Source organism: Geodermatophilus sp. SYSU D00814, from assembly GCF_054050055.1.
On sequence record NZ_JBJGYP010000013.1, the window covers coordinates 39007 to 55021 of the forward strand.

The window sequence follows — 16015 nt, forward strand, 5'->3', positions numbered from 1 at the left end:
CATGAGACGGGCGGGGCGACGGCGGGCCGCGGCGGACGGCGGGCCCTCCGCCCGGGGGGATCCCCGCGGCCGTCCGGGGGTGTGGGCTGCACCCACGGCCGGGGCCGCCCAGCGGGGACGGTGCCCCCTGCGCAGGAGGACGGAGGCGGCCCGTGGCGTCCACCGATCCCGCGGGGCGACCGGGTGAGCCGGCGTCCGGCCCGGCCCCGGCGGGGCCGCCCCGGCGCCTGCCCGAGGTGCTGGCGCGTGCGGCCGTCGCCGCGGAGCGCGGGCGGGACCGGACCGCGGCCGTGGCGGAGCGGGCGCGGTCCGGGGACGTCGGCTCCGTGCGGACCCGGATCCGCGAGCTGGGGACGACGCACCACGCCCTCGTGTTCAGCGCCCTGGGCATGGTGCTCTTCGTGCCGGCGCTGATCACGCTGGCCGCCGCGGTGCCGATCGGCAGGGAGCACGGCCTCGCCGACCGGTTGGCCCACCACATGGCCCTGTCCGCGGAGGCGCGGGACGCCGTCCGCGAGCTCTTCGCCACCACCGACACGATCAGCTCGACGACGTCGGCGCTGGGTGCGGCGTGCACGGTGCTCGCCGCCTACGCCTGGCCGGCGGAGCTGCAGCGCTTCTACGCCAGCGTCTGGGAGCTGCCGCAGCTGGGCCGGCGGCACGTGTGGCGACCGCTGGTCTGGCTGGCGTCGTTCCTGGCGGTCGTGGCCACGGTGGCCGTCGTGGGCGGCCTCGCCGGCGGGGTCGCCGGTGCCGTCCTGACCGCCGTGCTGTGCTCCCCGCTGGTCCTGCTGTGGTCGTGGTGGACGCAGCGGCTGCTGCTCGCCGGGCGGGTGACCTGGTCGGCCCTGCTGCCGGCGGCGCTCGCGACCACCGCCGGGCTGGCCGCGGTCAGCGTGGCGACCAGCGTCCACCTCTCGGGCGCGGTGGTCTCGAACGCCGAGCGGTACGGCCCCATCGGCGTCGTCTTCGTGCTCATGACCTGGCTGACCTGGTTCAGCGTCGCGCTGCTCGGCGGTGCCGTGGTCGGCCACGCCCTGCACCGCCGGCGCGGCGGCTCAGCCGGCTGAGGGACCCTCCGCGGGACCCGCGCGCCGGCGCCGGCGCCGCGGTGGGTCCTCCCCGCGCCGCCCGGTCGCCGAGGCCGCCCGGAAGGGCACGACGACGCCGTCGCCGTCCGCAGGTCCGGTCCCCGCCGGGACCTCCGCCGGCGCCTCCGCCGGCCTGCCGGGCTCCGGTCCGCGGCCGCGGCCCGGCGGCTCCGGGCACTGGCGGATCTCCAGGACCTGCACGTCCCGGCTGATCAGCCGGTCGAGCACCTCGGTGAGGTCGCGGTCGGCGGGGACCCGGAACCGGTACACCGTCTCGCGCGGCACGGCGGTCGGCGTCACGGGGACGCGGAAGGTCGAGATCGCCGCCGTGCTCAGGTGGGTCCCCACGCGGACCTCGTACCGGTTCCGTGCCGCTGCCATGGCCATCGACCTCCTGACTGCTCTTCGGTGGCGGAGTCCCGGCCGGGGACCCTCCTGGATCGGGGTGTCGGCCGGACCCGGTCTGTCGTGTGCACTTCCGCGGAAGTGCCCCGCTCCCGACGCTGCCGGAGTGGGCCCGCGCCCGCCTCCTCCACCGCGCGTGATGCGCGGCGCTCACAGCAGCCCGCGTTCGCGCGCCCTCCTGACCGCCTGGTTGCGCCGGCTCACGGCGAGCTTGCGCAGGATGCTCCGGATGTGGGTGCGCACCGTGTTCACCGAGATGAACATGGTCGCCGCGATCTCGGCGGTCGAGAGCATCTCGGCGAGGTGGCGGAGGACCTCCAGCTCGCGGTCGCTGAGCTCCTGCACGACCTCGCCGGCCGCCGTCTCCCGCGGCCCGTCCTCGGCGACGGGCGCCCCGGCCCGGCTGGACGGGTTGAGCCACGCGCCGAGGGTCTGCAGCCGGGGGTGCGTGCGCAGCAGCCGGCGCGCCTGCGGCGGCGTGTCGACGAACGGCCACCGGAGCTGCTCGGGGCGGGCGCGGTCCAGCGCCACGGCGAGCTCCTCGGCCGCGACGTTCACCTCACCGCGCTCCAGCAGCTGACAGGCCCGGACGATCGTGGACTCGACGAGGTCCGACAGCGAGCCCGGGAACTCCTCCTCGGGCGGCAGCTCGGCGTCGGCCGCTCCTCCGGCGAGGTCCACCGCCGCCTGCAGGCGCCGGCTCCACGGCTCGTCGCGGCCCCTGTCCCGGAGGATCGCCAGGCCGTCGTCGACGTGCCCGCGCGCCACGGCCAGCCGCACCACCTCGGTCACCACCTGCTCGGCCACCCACCGCGGCAGGGGCGCCCCCTCCAGGTGGGGCCGCAGGACCCGCTCGGCCAGCCCGTACTCGTGCCGCATGCGGAAGTGCTGGCTCTGCAGGACGGCCTGCAGGGGCTCCGTCCCGACCGCCCCCGGGCCGGTCGGGCGTCCCCGTCCCCGGGCCCGGCCCAGCCACTCCCGCGACTCGACCAGCGCGTACCGCCGCAGGTGGACCCAGGCCAGCGCCGTCGCGGCGGCCGGGTCGCGCGCTGCCTCCTCCAGGCCCTGCTCGGCGAGGAGACCCTCGGCCTCCTGAGCGAGCTGGGCGGCCCGGCCCAGGTGCCCCTCGATCGCCTCGAGGAGCGCGAGGGAGCCGATCGCCCGGCACCGCAGCCCGCGCGACCCCGCGGCGTTGGCCGCCGCGGCCGCGGTCCGCAGGACGGCCACCAGCTCCCGGGTGGGGGCACCGGTCCGGAGGGCGGCCACCGCGCGCAGCTGCTCGACCACCGCCATCCCCTCGCTGCGCGCCCGGTGCTCGCCGTCCGGGAGCTCGGCCACGAGCGCGGCAGCGGCGTCGGCGCGGTCGAGGAGCGAGGCCGCCGCGGGATCGGACCGCGCGCTCGCCGTGAGGCAGGCCAGCGTCGCCGAGACCCGCAGCGGCAGTCGCGTGCCCTCCTGCGCGCTCGTCGCCGCGGCGAGGTCGGACGCGGCCGGGGTGCTCCCCGCGGCGAGGGCCACGACCGTCCGGACGACCGCGGCCTCGGCGCCGTCGACGCCCGGTGGCAGGGACTGCAGGCCGGGGACCGCCGCGCCCGCCCCGTGCACCAGCAGGCGGGGGACGAGCAGGTCGTCGACGAGCAGGCGGCTCACCGAGCCCCAGTCCTCGGCGGCGACGGCGTGCCCGACCGCCTCCTGGGCGCGGCCGGCCTCCGCGTACCACGCGGCGCACGTCCGGTGCAGGGCGGCGAGCTCGCCCGGGTGCTCGTACCCGAGCTGGGCCTGCAGCATCTCCCGGAACAGGGGGTGGACGCGGAACCCGCCCGGAGCGCTCGGGGACTCCTCGACGAACGCGTTGGCGTGCGCGAGGCCCGCCAGCACGCGCCGGGTGTTGCGGCGGCCGCAGAGCCGGTCGACGAGGTCGGGCCACAGCTCGGGGGTCACGCTCGTGCGGAGCAGGACGCGGCGGATGCTCGCCGGCTGGCGCTCGAGCACCTCCGCGAACAGGTACTGCGCCACGCTCCCGTCGTCGTGCGTCAGTGACGTCACCAGGCGCTCGGGCGGCACGCCCTGCTTGAGGGGTGCCGCGGCGAGCCGGAGGCCGACCGCCCAGCCCTCCGCCTCGGCGCACAGGGCCCGCGCGACCTCCGCCGTCACCGGGACGCCCATCGCCGCGAGCAGGTCGCGCGTCTCGTCCGGGGTGAAGGCGAGCTGGTCGCCGCGGATCTCCGACAGCGTGCCGGCGAGCCGGTACCGGTGCAGCGGGAGCAGCGGGTCGGCGCGCGTGCACAGCACCAGCCGCAACCGGCTGCCGGCGTTGCGGATGAGCAGGTCGAGGCCGGCGGTGATGGACCGGTCGGTGACGTGGTCGGCGTCGTCGAGGACCAGCACGACGGGGTGGGGACAGGCGGCCAGGTCGCCCGCCAGGCGGGGGATCAGCGAGGCCCCCGGCGGCTCCCCGGGGACCAGCTCGGGGATCTCCGACCACCGGACGCCGGCACGGGACAACGCCTCGACGATGTAGCCCCAGAACGTGGCCGGGTCGTCGTCGTAGGAGTCCAGGGTCAGCCAGGCGACCGGTCGCCCCGCGCCCTGGGTCTGCCGCCACGAGGACGCCAGCACGGTCTTGCCCGACCCCGCCGGGCCGCTGAGGAGCGTGAGCGGGGACCGCTGCACCTGTCGCGTCAGCAGGTCCAGCAGGCGCCGGCGGAGCACGGTCGCGTGGGCCGGTTCGGGAGGCGCGAGCTTCGACTCCAGCAGCGCCACACCGCGGTGTCCGGTCGGAACGGCCCGGCCCACCACCGGGACGGGAGTCCTCGCTGTCGACGATCTCGTCATACGTGGCTCCCGCGCTGTTCGAGCACCCGCGTCCGGACTGTCGTGGACGGCGGTCGGCGGTGTCTCCTGTCGTCCAGTTCCCCACTCCTCACCGCAGCCTGGCCGAGCGGACGTCACCGCGGTCAGGGGCGAAGGTCACGGCGCGCACGGACTCTCCCGGGGTGGCCGGCTCGGGCTCCGGGGTGATCGTGGCCCCGGGACCCCACGGCCCGGCTCACCCGCAGGGGATGAGGGCTGCCCGTCCCGGCTCGACGATGCTGGCGGCTCCGACGGACCGGGAGGCCGCATGAGCGAGTCACAGGCCGGCGGTCCCCCGTGTCCGTGAGCCGCCTGCCTCCGTCCGCGGGCGACCCCGCGGCGGGGAGCCCGCCCGACCTCCGCCCGCCGGCCGCGGGCGGCGCGGTGGAGGACACGGTGCACGCCGCCTTCGCCGTCCTGGCGGTCTCGGTCGCGCTGGGGAGGTGGGCCGCGGAGACGGCCGTCGTCGCGGGTCGCCGCGCCCTCCCCCGCCCCCCGTCCGGCCCGCCGGGCGGGCTGCGCCGGGCGGTGCGCGGGCAGGTGCTGCGGATGGTCACGCGCCCGGCGTCGGCCGCGGTGCGGGTCCTGTCCGCGGCGGCCGACGAGCTGGTCCCCGACGTGGCCCGGGCGGTGCTCGCGCGGCTCGACGTCCCGGGGCTGGTCCGCGACTTCGTCGACCTCGACCGGCTGGCCGGGATGCTGGACGTGGACGCCGTCGTGGCCCGGGCCGACCTCGACGCCGTGGCCACGCGACTCGACGTCGACGCCGTGGCCGCCCGCATCGACCTCGACGCGGTGCTGGACCGCATCGACCTCGACGCCGTCGTGGACCGGGTCGACATCGCCCGCGTCCTGGACCGGGTGGACCTGGACGCCGTGGCCGCGCGGCTGGACATCGACGCCGTGGCCGCCCGCATCGACCTCGACGCGGTGCTGGACCGCATCGACCTCGACGCCGTCGTCGACCGGGTGGACGTCGCCCGCGTCCTCGACCGCGTCGACCTCGACGCTCTGATCGACCGGGTCGACATCGGCCGGGTGCTCGACCGGGTGGACCTCGACGCCGTGGCCGCGCGGCTGGACGTCGATGCCGTCGCCGCCCGCCTGGACCTCGACGCGGTGCTGGACCGGGTGGACCTCGACGCCGTCGTGGACCGGGTGGACGTGGCGCGCGTCGTGGACCGGGTGGACCTCGACGCCGTCGTGGACCGGGTGGACGTGGCGCGCGTCGTGGACCGGGTGGACCTCGACGCCGTCGTGGACCGGGTCGACGTGGCCCGCGTCGTGGACCGCGTCGACCTCGACGGGACCGTGGACCGGGTGGACGTCGACCGCGTCATCGCCCGTGCCGACGTCGCCGGCCTCGCCCGCTACGTCGTCCAGGAGATCGACCTGCCGCGGCTGCTGCGCGACTCGACGGGCTCGGTCACAGACGAGGTGGTGCGCGGCGTGCGCGACCAGGGCGTGGACGCCGACCGCGCCGTCGAGCGGGTCGTGGACCGGCTGCTGCACCGCAGCGGCCGGCGCACCCGGACCGGACCGGTGGACGGCCGTGACCCGGGGAGGAACCCGTGACCCGCGCACCGGAACGCTCCCCCTACCCGTGGCACGAGCCCCCGCGCCCGGCGGGCGAGGCGGACGCGGTGCGGGCCGCGGTGCGCGGCCGCCGCGCCGGGGTGGTCACCCGCTGCCTGGCCAACGTCGTCGACGCCGCGGTGGTGCTGCTCCTGCTGGCCGGGGGCTACGCCGTCGTCGCGGCGACCCGGTTCCTGCTGTCCCCGACGAGCTTCCGCTTCCCCGCCCCCTCGCTGGGCCTCCTGGTCGTGCTGGGACTCGGGCTGCTGACCGTCTACTTCGCCGTCACGTGGGCGGTGGCCGGCTGCACCTACGGCGACCGGCTGCTCGGGCTGCGCGTGGTCGACGACACCGGTGCGCCTCTCGGCTGGCGTCGGGCGTGCACCCGGGCGGTCCTGTGCACCGTGTTCCTCGTCGGGGTGCTCTGGGTGGTGGTGAGCAGGGAGAACCGCTCGGTGCAGGACCTCGTGGTGCGCTCCTCGGTCGTCTACACCTGACCGACCGGGACCGGTGGCGCACGGCGTGGACGGCGGGGACGGACCGGCGCCCCGCGGCCCGCTGCCCATCTGGCTCACCGTGGTGCTGGGGGTGGCAGGGACCGCCGTCGCGCTCTGGGGCGTGCGCGCCGCCTCCCCGGTCCTCGGCCCGGTCGCCCTCGCGTTCGTGCTGGCCGTGGTGGTCCACCCGCTGATCGGTGCGCTGGTGCGCCGGGGGGTCCGGACGAGCGTGGCGGTCGCCGCCGCCGTCGTGGTCGTCGACGGCGGACTGGTCGTCTTCGCCGTGGCCCTCGTCGTCTCGCTCGGTCAGTTCGCCGCCGTGCTGCCGCAGTACGCCGACGAGTGGCGGGCGCTGCTGGACGACGTCCGCTCGCTGCTCGTCTCGGCGGGCACCCCACCGGAGCAGGCGGCGGACGTGGTGCCCCCGGTCGAGCTGCAGACGGTCCTCGACGCCGTCCGGACCCTCCTCGCGGGCGTCGCCGGCGCGCTCGGCGCGCTGTTCCTCGTGCTCGCCACCGCGGTGTTCATGACCGCCGAGGCCGCCGGGCTGCCGGAGCGCCTGGCGGCGGTCCCCGGGACGGCGCGCCTGCGGGCGGCGCTCGGGGACTTCGCGCGCAACACCCGTCGCTACGTCGTCGTGACGACGGTCTTCGGTCTGCTCGTGGCCGTCGTCGACACCGTGGCGCTGGTGGTCCTCGGGATCCCGCTGCCGCTCGTCTGGGGCCTGCTGTCCTTCCTGACCAACTACGTGCCCAACATCGGCTTCTTCCTCGGGCTGGCGCCGCCGACGGTGCTGGCCGTTCTGGTCGGGGGCCCCGGACTCGGGCTGCTCGTGGTGGTCGTCTACACGGTGGCGAACTTCCTGCTGCAGTCGGTCCTGCAGCCGGTGGTGGTCGGGAGCGTCGTCAACCTCTCGGTCACGGTCTCGTTCCTCTCCGTCATCGTCTGGACGGTGGTGCTGGGGCCCGCGGGGGCGATCCTCGCGGTGCCGCTGACGCTGTTCCTGCTCGCGGTGCTCGTCGCGCAGGACCCCGACCGCCGGTGGGCGAGGACCCTCCTCGCGGGCTCGTCCGGTGCCGCTCACCCCCGTGACCCGGCGGACGGGCGGCGGCCGGCGTGGCGCCGCCCCGGGCGGGAGGGCCGCCCCGGCGCGGGCACCGGCCCGGCGGGGTGAGCGGCCCGCCGCCGTCCCGTGGAGGGGCCCGGCCCCGGCGGGCACGACCGCACCGGTCGTCTGCCCGGGACGATGCCGCCGGTCCGGCGCGGCGGCACGCTCGGGTCCTGGGAGCGGCACCGACACGACGACCGGCGGGAGGCCCGCCATGACAGCGACCGCGCCACCCCTGGACGGCTTCGTCGTCCTCGACCGGCTGATCACGGAGGCCTTCACCGACCTCCGGGCGGCCCGTGCCGCGGCGGCGAGGACCGGGAACCGCGAGAACCTCGACCTCCTGACCCGGGCCGAGGAACACCTCAACGCGCTGCTCGAGTACCGCCACGCCGTCCTGCGCCGGTCGTCCCTGACGACCGCCGGCCCCGGGGGCCGGCCGGACGGCGGTCCCGGGTGGCCGCGGTGAGGACCGCAGGCGTGACCGTCCTCACCGCGAGGAGGGAGCAGCGGCCGTGAACGGGTCCACGCCCCACGGGATCGTGACGATGCCCGCGCCGGAGTCGATGCCCGTGCTGGGCCGGGGCAGGCACCGGAGCCCGTCGCAGGGCGCGTGCTTCCTGGAGTACACGGCCCTGCTCGCTGGTGAGGCGTTCACCGACCGGCCACGCTGCGTGGACGGCGAGCTGGCCGCCGTCCTCCGGAACGCCAACGACCGGCTCTCCGACGCCGACCGCCCCCTGCTGGTGCCGTTGCTCGGGCGGGCGATCGGCCTCGGGGTCGAGCCCCCGCCACCCGGCGACGGGGGCTTCCGGCGGGCCGCGCTCCGCCGCCGCCGCGAGCGGGCTCCGTACCGGGAGGGCGCGGCCCGGCTGCGCCGGGAGGTGACCCGGCGGTTCGTCGCTGCGCTGGGACCGGTGTCCGCACCGGCTCCGAGGGCGTGGTCGGGGCGCAGCGGGGAGCTCGCACAGCTCTTCTGGGACACGATGAGCGAGCCGACCCCGCTGTCCACGTCGCCGGCCTACGTCCGGCGGCTCGTCGAGCGGCTGTCCCTCCTGCACGAGTGCTACGAGCGGGCGATGGCCGAGCTCGGGGTCGTCCGCACGCCGTCGGCCGCGCCGCTGCCGGCCGTGCCGGGCCCGGTCACCGGGGCGTGAGGGCCCGCCCAGGACGCACCACGACCGGCGCCGGTGGCCCTACGCGGGTCCTGGGGCGTCCGGGTCCCCGCCGTGCCCGTCCCGGCCCCTGCGGCCGAGAGCACGGCGGTAGCGGGAGGCGAGGGGAGCGGCGGTGAGCCCGTGCGCGACGACGCTGAGCAGCACCGTGACGGCGATGACCGCGACGGCCCGGTCGGCGGCGTCCCCGAGTTCGTCGAGCGCGATGAGGGCGAAGACCAGCGAGGCCAGACCGCGGGGCCCGAACCAGCCCACGAACAGCACGGTGTCACGGTCGAGGCCGGACCCGGCGCAGGCGACGGCCACGGGCACCATCCGCACCACCGTCAGGCTCAGGACCGCGTAGAGCACGGTGACGAGGTCGACCCGCGCGACGGCGATCGGGAGGGCGAGCGCGCCGAACGCGAGCCAGACCAGCAGGGACACCAGCCCACCGGCCTGGTCGAGGAAGGCCCGCTCGGCCGGCCCCTGCCGGCCCGCTGCCGCGCCGAAGCCGAGGCCGCCGCAGAAGGCGGCGACGAAGCCGTTCGCGGAGACGGCCAGCGCGCCGGCGTAGGCGACGAGGGTGAGGGCCAGGACGGCGGCGCCGACGGACTCCTCGCCGGCCCAGCCCCGGCCGCGCGCCCACCGCAGCAGCCCGCCGCCGCCCAGACCGATCCCGGCGCCGGTGAGCACGCCGAGCCCCAGCTCGAGGAGGGCCTCCCCCAGCCACGAGCCGTTCCCGGCGGCCTGACCCGCCGTCGCGCCGGCGAGGGCGAACAGGACCACGGGCGTGACGATGCCGTCGTTGAGACCGCTCTCGACGGAGATCAACTGCCGGATGCGGGCCGGCACGGCGGGGTTGGTGACGACCGGGAGCCCCAGCGCGGAGTCGGTCGGGGCGAGTGCGGCGCCCACCAGCAGAGCCGTCCAGGCCCCGAGGCCGGGGACGAGCCCGTACGCCAGCAGCCACCCGGCTGCGACGGTCAGCGGCAGGCCGACGCCCAGCAGTCGCAGGTACCGGCCGAGGTCGCGGCGCACCCGGCCGAGGGGGACCGCCGAGGCGTCGGAGAACAGCACCCAGACCAGGGCGACCTCGACCAGCGGGAGGAGCGCGTCGGGCGCCGAACCGGCGTCGACCAGGCCGACGGCGGCCAGCGCTCCACCGACGCCCACGAGGACGAGAGGCGCGGTGAGGTCGGCGTGCTGGAGCCGGGCCGACGAGAGCCCCCACAGGAAGACCACCAGACCGGCGATCGCCACCGTCTCGACGGGCACGGGGCCTCCCGGAGCACCCGGACGGAGTGGCGCGAGGCGTACCCCGCGGCACGGGGACGGCGTCGACGGTCAGCCGGGTGCCGGGTCCCCGGGCCCGGTCTCCTCCCCGTGCAGCACGTGTCGGTCGAGGCGCAGGAGGGTCAGCGTGTGCCGGAGGGCCGGCGACGCCCCGCGCAGGGTGATCCGCCGGCCGTGGCGCACCGCCCGCCGGTACGCGCCGAGCAGGACGCGCACCCCGGCGTCGTCGACGTGGGTGAGCCCGCCGACGTCGACGGTCCAGGTCGTGTGGGGCGCCGTGAGCAGGGCCGAGACCGCGTCGTAGAGCAGGTGGGTGGTGCGCACGTCCAGCCGGCCGGTCATCACCAGACGCCCGGTGACCAGGTCGACGTGCACCTCCGAGACCGGCGGGTCCGACGCGGGCCGCGGGCGCGGGCGGGCGGCGGCGGACGCGGCGGTCACCCGGTGCCGCGGTCGGCGGGCGGTGGGACCACGAACGGTCGACCGCGGCCCGTCGCCGGGTGTCGCGTCGGGTTCGATCGCCACCATCGCCCCCTCGGTCCGCCGGCGGGACCGGCCCGCGGCGGCAGCTTGCCAGGGCAGACGGGCCGGGGCCTCCCCCGCGGGGGACGAGGTGTCCGGCGCGGGACCCGGGGACGACGGACGGGCGCGGCCGCGGGAGCCCCGCCAGGCGACCGCGCCACGGACCCGCAGGCCCTCTGTCGTCCGCCTGGCGGGGGTGCGGTCAGTGTGGCATCCGGAACTCAGCCGTGCGATCCGGCGGGACCGTCGGTGAGTGCCCCCAGGTCCCGGGCGGCCCGCACGGCCGCTCCCCGGTCCTCGACCCGCAGCTTGTGCTCCACGCGCCGGATCCTCGTGCGGGCGGTGTTGCTCGACACGGCGAGGACCGTCGCCACCTGGGCCGTCGACCCGCCGGAGGCCAGGCACGAGAGGAGCTCGAGGTCGCGGCCGTTCAGGACGGGGGCCGGGGTGCGGATCACCGGTCCCGGTGGGCGGCGGGGCACCGGCACCACGCCTCCTGCGAGCGCGGTGGGGGCGGCTGCGGGGTCACCGGTCATGTCGACCTCCGAGGGCCTGCGGCGGTACGCGTGCGGCTCGGCGTGTCCGCCACGTACCGGAACTGAGACGAAGCGTCTGCTGACGGAGCGTGACCGACGCTAGTGCGAGCGAGAGGGACTCGCTTTACCGATCCCGCCTGAGCCCTTACCTTTTCGCGCACGGTGGAGGAGACCGCGGTGCTCCCTCGGATCAGGACGAACTCGCTCACCGGCTACGCGCAGGTGGCCAGGTCATCCGGGCTGCGCCCCGAGGAGCTCACCGCGCAGGTGGGACTGGACCTCGCCGACCTCGCCGTACCCGACCGGTGGATCCCGGCCGCCCCCGCGGCCCGGCTGCTCGAGCTGTCCGCGCAGCGGGCGGACTGCCCGGAGTTCGCGCTGCGCCTGGCGGAGGTCCGCACCCTCGGCACCCTCGGTCCGCTGAGCGTCGTGCTCCGCGAGGAGCCGGACCTGCGCAGCGCCCTGGACCTGCTGACGAGGTACGAGCGGGCCTACAACGAGGCGCTGCACCTCCGCCTGCAGGAGGACGACGACGAGGCGACCGTCGAGGTCTGGCTCGAGCTCGGGGAGCCCGCGCCGCGCGACCAGGCGCTCGACCTGGTGATGGCGGCGCTCGTGGGGATCGTCCGGGCCCTGGTGCGCAGCGACTGGGAGCCCCTGTCCGCCTCCTTCGCCCGTCCCCCGCCGCCGGACGCCGGACCGTGGCGGCGCCACTTCGGTCCCCGCGTGGACTTCGGCCGCCGGTTCACCGGCCTGCTGGTCCGGACGCGTGACCTCGACGCCCGCGTGGTCACCGCCGATCCCTCGCTGCGGCCCTACGCCCGGCAGTTCCTCCACACGGTCGTGGTGCCCGCCGCACCCACGGCGACGGACGGCCCGACGGACGTGGCGGCGGCCGTGGAGCTCCTGCTGCCGCTGGGACGCCAGTCGCTGGCACGGGCGAGCCGGCTCCTCGGCCTGAGCGCCCGGGAGCTGCAGCGCCACCTGGCCGAGCGGGGCGACACGTTCTCCTCCGTCCTGAGCACGACGCGGGCGCGTCTGGCGGAGCGGTACCTCCCCGACGAGGGGATGTCGCTGACCGAGGTGTCCCGGCTCCTGGGGTTCACCGCACCCAGCGCCTTCTCGCGCTGGTTCCGGGAGCAGTTCGGCACGAGCCCCACCGAGTGGCGGCGGAGGGCCCGTACGAACGCGCCGTCGCCACAGCGCGACGACGCCGCGACGCCCGGGCCGCGCACGACCGTCCGCGGAGGGTGATCCCCGAGCGGCACGGGAGGGCCACGATCGGCCGACGCCGGGGACAGCCCGTCGGGGAGGTGTGCCGTGGACTCGATGGGTGCCCGGCGGTGGTGGGCCCGGGGTTCCTTCGCCCTCGTCGCCGCCGCCGTCGTCGTGCTGCTGGTCTTCGCCGGCCGGCGCGGCCTGTGGCTGGTCCTGCTCACCGCGGGGGCGGTCGTCGTGGTGGTCGCCGCCGCGTTCTGGTTCCTGCTGCACCGCGGGGTCCTGCGCTGGCTCGCCCTGGCGCTGGCGGTCGCCACACCGGTCGCGGTGCTCGTGCTCTTCGCCACCGAGCGGCTGCTGTGGGTCGCCGTCCTGGCCGCGGTCCTGCTCGCCGCGGCGGTCGCCGCCGCCCGCGCGGCACTGCGCCCCGACCGGTCGCGCTGGACGATGCAGGTCGCCGACGCGCCGGCTCCCCGGCACCCCTTCATCGTCATGAACCCGCGCTCCGGCGGCGGCAAGGTCGGCCGCTTCCGGCTGCGCGAGCAGGCCGAGGAGCTCGGTGCCGAGGTCGCGCTGCTCGACCGGCCCGGGACCGACGTCCAGCAGCTGGCGCGGGACGCCCTGGCCCGGGGAGCGGACCTCCTCGGGGTGGCCGGGGGTGACGGCACGCAGGCGCTCGTGGCCCAGGTCGCCGCCGAGCACGACGTGCCCTTCCTCGTCGTCAGCGCCGGGACGCGCAACCACTTCGCCCTCGACCTGGGCCTGGACCGCAGCGACCCGGGCCGGTGCCTCGACGCCCTCCGCGACGGCGTGGAGGCGCGGATCGACCTGGGCGACATCAACGGCCGCACCTTCGTGAACAACGCGTCCTTCGGCGCCTACGCGGAGATCGTCGAGAACCCGGGCTACCGCGACGACAAGCGCGGCACGACCCTCGACGCGCTCCCCGACCTGCTGACCCGCCGGCGCGGCGCCCACCTCGTCGCCGAGATCGGCGGCACGACGGTGGACGCCCCGCAGGCGGTGCTGGTGAGCAACAACCCCTACGGCGCCTCCGACCTCGCCGGCAGCGGGCGCCGGCCACGGCTGGACCGCGGGGTCCTCGGCGTCGTCGCCGTCCGCGTGGACGGCACCCGCCAGGCCGTGGGCCTGCTCAACAGCGCCCACCGGCGGGGACTCCGGCTCCTCGAGGGGCCCGAGGTGCTGGTCACCGCGGACGCCGCCGAGGTGCCGGTCGGGATCGACGGGGAGACCGTCCGGCTGAGCGCCCCGGTGCGCTGCACCATCCGTCCCGGGGCACTCCGGGTCCGGCTACCCCGCCACCGGCCGGGGGTCCAGCCGCCGCGGGCGCGGGTGGACTGGGCGGCGCTGTGGGCCCTCGCCACCGGCCGTCCGGCGGTGCCCGTCGAGCGGGCCGGCAGCTCCCGACCGGCGGCCGCGGGCGGCTGACGCCGCGCCCGGCCACGCCGGGGCAGGCGGTGGGCGAGGCGCCGGGCGACGGCCACGCCCTGCGGGCGTTCCTCGTGCTCTGCCCGTGCTGCTGCACCGGCAGAGCGCGAGGAACACCCGCAGAGTCGTCGTCGACACCCGGCTGGCGTGACCGCCGGGTCGAGCACACCGCCGGACGGGTCCGGTTCAGGACGGCTGGACCGGGTGCTCGCCGCTCGGGCTCACCGGCGTCGCCGGCGCGGGCAGCGGTGCCGCCGGTCGCGGCAGCACGGCCGGGTCGGGCGCCGGCCGCGTCGCGTCGGACCACCGGGCACCGGTCCGGGCGCGGAACGCCTCGACGGCGGCGTCGACGGTCGGGAAGAAGTGCTGCGGCTCGATCACCCGGTCGAGCCCGTACCGGTCGATCTTGGCGCGCACCGGGTCCTTGAGCTCGGCGAAGACCAGGGTCTGACCGCGCGCGTCGAGCAGGCGGTCGAGGTCGAGCAGCACGTCGGCGGCGGTGGTGTCGACGTCGGTGACCGGCTCGGCGGCGACGACGATCCAGCGGGGCGGCGGCTCGGTCCGGGCCAGTGCCACGACGGCGTCGCGGAAGGTCTTCGCGTTGGCGAAGAACAGCGGCGCGTCGAACCGGACGATGACCAGCCCGGGGAGCAGCTGCGCCCCCGGGTACGAGCGGACGTCGTGGTACCCGGGCACGGAGTCCACCCGGCCGAGCGTCGTCTGGTACGGCCGCCAGGCGCGGCGGAAGACGTTGAGGATCGACAGGCCGACCGCGATCCCGATCCCCGGCAGCACGCCGAGCAGCGCCACGCCCGCGAACGCGGCGAGCGAGAGGCTGAACTCCACCCGGCGCTGGTGCCACAGCCGGGCCACGGCCGGCAGGTCGGCCAGCGAGAGCGCGGCGGTGATGACCACCGCGGCCAGGGCGGCGTCGGGCAGGTTCCGGAACAGTCCCGGGAGCAGCACGATCATCAGCAGGATCAGCACGGCCCCGGTGACGCCGGTCAGCTGGGAGCGGGCACCGGCGCGCTCGGCCACCGCCGTCCGGGACGCGCTGGTGCTCACCGGGAAGCCCTGGAAGAAGCCCGCGGCGACGTTCGCCGCCCCGATCCCGGCCATCTCCTGGTTGCCCCGGACCTCCTGCCCGGTGCGCTCGGCGAACGCCGACGCGGTCGAGATGGTGTCCGCCAGCGCCACCAGCGCGATGGCCAGCGCACCGGCGACGAGCGGGCCGACGTCGGACCAGCCGACGCTCGGGATGGTCAGCGGCGGGAAGCCCCGCGGCAGCTCCCCCACCAGGCCGACCCCGCGCTCGCCCAGGTCGAACAGGGTCGTGGCGGCGATCGCCAGGACGACCATGACCAGCACCGACGGCACCTTGGGCAGCCAGCGCTGCAGGACCAGGATCAGCACGACGCCGCCGATCCCGACCGCCGCGGCCGCCGGCACGACGTCGCCGTCGACGACGCCCCGCACGAAGCCGGTGACCTCCCCGACCAGGCCGTCGGCGTCGACGGAGAAGCCGAGCAGCTTGGGCAGCTGGCCGACGAGGATGGTGAGGGCGAGCCCGTTGATGTAGCCGACCATCGTGGGCTTGGACAGCAGGTCCGCCACGAAGCCGAGGCCCGCCCACCCGGCCACGACCATGACGACCCCGACCATCAGCGCGAGCACCGAGGCCAGCGCGACCGCCCGCTCGGGGTCGCCGCCGGCCACCACGAGCGGCAGCACGGTCGCGGCGATCATCGGCCCGAGGGAGGAGTCCGGCCCGAGCACCAGGATCCGCGACGGGCCGAACACCGCGTAGCCCAGCAGGCAGGTGATCGACGTGTACAGGCCGGTGATCGCCGGCAGGCCGGCCAGCTCCGCGTAGGCCATGCCCTGGGGCACCAGCAGCGCGGTGAGCACCACCCCGGCCACGACGTCCCGGCCCAGCCAGCGCCGGTCGTACCCGCGCAGCGCCCGGACCCCGGGCGGCACCAGGCGCACGGCCCGGCTCACCGGGGACGGGGAACGGCGCCGGCCGGCGGGTCCGGCCGGACGTCGCGCCGGAGGCGGTAGGTCTCGCGCAGCCGCTTCTCCACGAGGATCGGGACGAAGGCCTGCACGGGGGCGCTCGCGAAGGTCCCCAGCACCTCCGTGGCGAGCGAGCGGATCTCGTGCCGGTCCACCCCGTACTCGGCGTGCAGCCGTCCGACGAGGAGCTCCACGACGGGGTCACCGACGGGTGCCGGGCCGCCGAGCGGGTCCTCGTCCTCGGCGGCGACCACCGCGGCGGTCACGGTCATCCGAGGCCTCCTCAGTCACTGCG

At 76.9% G+C, this 16015-nt stretch carries 15 protein-coding genes; 8 read left to right on the plus strand and 7 right to left on the minus strand.

Annotated features, from left to right (window positions below):
• Positions 1-326 precede the first annotated feature (326 nt).
• Entirely contained in the window at positions 327-1070 is a 744-nt protein-coding gene (locus ACI780_RS11910; protein ID WP_457003124.1) for a YhjD/YihY/BrkB family envelope integrity protein, read from the plus strand.
• On the opposite strand, the gene ACI780_RS11915 is transcribed toward ACI780_RS11910, so the two are convergent.
• Both ACI780_RS11915 and ACI780_RS11920 read right to left on the minus strand, forming a co-directional pair.
• A complete protein-coding gene (locus ACI780_RS11915) occupies positions 1059-1472 on the minus strand; it encodes a hypothetical protein (protein WP_457003125.1) in 414 nt (137 codons plus the stop codon). The two genes, ACI780_RS11910 and ACI780_RS11915, sit on opposite strands and share 12 nt — an antisense overlap.
• 174 nt (positions 1473-1646) lie before the next feature.
• Complete coding sequence (locus ACI780_RS11920; RefSeq protein ID WP_457003127.1) at positions 1647-4259, minus strand: LuxR C-terminal-related transcriptional regulator; 2613 nt, start codon at positions 4257-4259, stop codon at positions 1647-1649.
• 393 nt (positions 4260-4652) lie between these two features.
• On the opposite strand from ACI780_RS11920, the gene ACI780_RS11925 reads away from it, so the two are divergent.
• The 5 genes from ACI780_RS11925 (at position 4653) to ACI780_RS11945 (ending at position 8686) form a co-directional block, all read left to right on the plus strand.
• Complete coding sequence (locus tag ACI780_RS11925; protein WP_457003129.1) at positions 4653-5924, plus strand: hypothetical protein; 1272 nt, start codon at positions 4653-4655, stop codon at positions 5922-5924.
• Positions 5921-6421, plus strand: a complete 501-nt coding sequence (locus ACI780_RS11930) for an RDD family protein (protein WP_456868492.1) — start codon at positions 5921-5923, stop codon at positions 6419-6421. The genes ACI780_RS11925 and ACI780_RS11930 overlap by 4 nt, the downstream gene beginning before the upstream one ends.
• Positions 6422-6446: 25 nt before the next feature.
• Positions 6447-7595, plus strand: a complete 1149-nt coding sequence (locus ACI780_RS11935; protein ID WP_457003131.1) for an AI-2E family transporter — start codon at positions 6447-6449, stop codon at positions 7593-7595.
• 148 nt (positions 7596-7743) lie between these two features.
• Positions 7744-7998, plus strand: a complete 255-nt coding sequence (locus ACI780_RS11940; protein ID WP_456868494.1) for a hypothetical protein — start codon at positions 7744-7746, stop codon at positions 7996-7998.
• A gap of 46 nt (positions 7999-8044) precedes the next feature.
• Positions 8045-8686, plus strand: coding sequence for a hypothetical protein (locus ACI780_RS11945; protein ID WP_457003133.1), 642 nt, complete (start codon positions 8045-8047; stop codon positions 8684-8686).
• 39 nt (positions 8687-8725) lie between these two features.
• Here the strand turns inward: ACI780_RS11945 and ACI780_RS11950 are convergent, their stop codons facing one another.
• From ACI780_RS11950 to ACI780_RS11960, 3 genes are all read right to left on the minus strand, one after another.
• The gene (locus tag ACI780_RS11950; protein WP_457003135.1) at positions 8726-9961 is read right to left on the minus strand and encodes a cation:proton antiporter domain-containing protein; all 1236 of its coding nucleotides are present in this window, start codon (positions 9959-9961) and stop codon (positions 8726-8728) included.
• A 69-nt stretch (positions 9962-10030) separates the two neighbouring features.
• On the minus strand, positions 10031-10420 hold the full coding sequence (locus ACI780_RS11955) for an STAS domain-containing protein (RefSeq protein ID WP_456868496.1): 390 nt from the start codon (positions 10418-10420) through the stop codon (positions 10031-10033).
• Between the two features lie 302 nt (positions 10421-10722).
• A complete protein-coding gene (locus tag ACI780_RS11960) occupies positions 10723-11037 on the minus strand; it encodes a LuxR C-terminal-related transcriptional regulator (RefSeq protein ID WP_457003137.1) in 315 nt (104 codons plus the stop codon).
• Between the two features lie 177 nt (positions 11038-11214).
• Between ACI780_RS11960 and ACI780_RS11965 the strand changes: the two genes are divergently transcribed.
• Together ACI780_RS11965 and ACI780_RS11970 are read left to right on the plus strand one after the other, a co-directional pair.
• Positions 11215-12291 (plus strand): AraC family transcriptional regulator, encoded by a 1077-nt coding sequence (locus ACI780_RS11965; protein ID WP_456868498.1) that lies wholly within the window; start codon positions 11215-11217, stop codon positions 12289-12291.
• Positions 12292-12366: 75 nt separating this feature from the next.
• Positions 12367-13704 (plus strand): diacylglycerol/lipid kinase family protein, encoded by a 1338-nt coding sequence (locus tag ACI780_RS11970; protein WP_456868862.1) that lies wholly within the window; start codon positions 12367-12369, stop codon positions 13702-13704.
• 186 nt (positions 13705-13890) lie between these two features.
• On the opposite strand, the gene ACI780_RS11975 is transcribed toward ACI780_RS11970, so the two are convergent.
• Complete coding sequence (locus ACI780_RS11975) at positions 13891-15705, minus strand: SulP family inorganic anion transporter (RefSeq protein WP_456868499.1); 1815 nt, start codon at positions 15703-15705, stop codon at positions 13891-13893.
• Positions 15702-15992 carry a three-helix bundle dimerization domain-containing protein gene (locus tag ACI780_RS11980; RefSeq protein ID WP_456868500.1) on the minus strand — a complete coding sequence of 97 codons (291 nt, stop codon included), beginning with the start codon at positions 15990-15992 and terminating at the stop codon, positions 15702-15704. Before ACI780_RS11980 ends, ACI780_RS11975 begins: the two co-directional genes overlap by 4 nt.
• Positions 15993-16015: the final 23 nt, after the last annotated feature.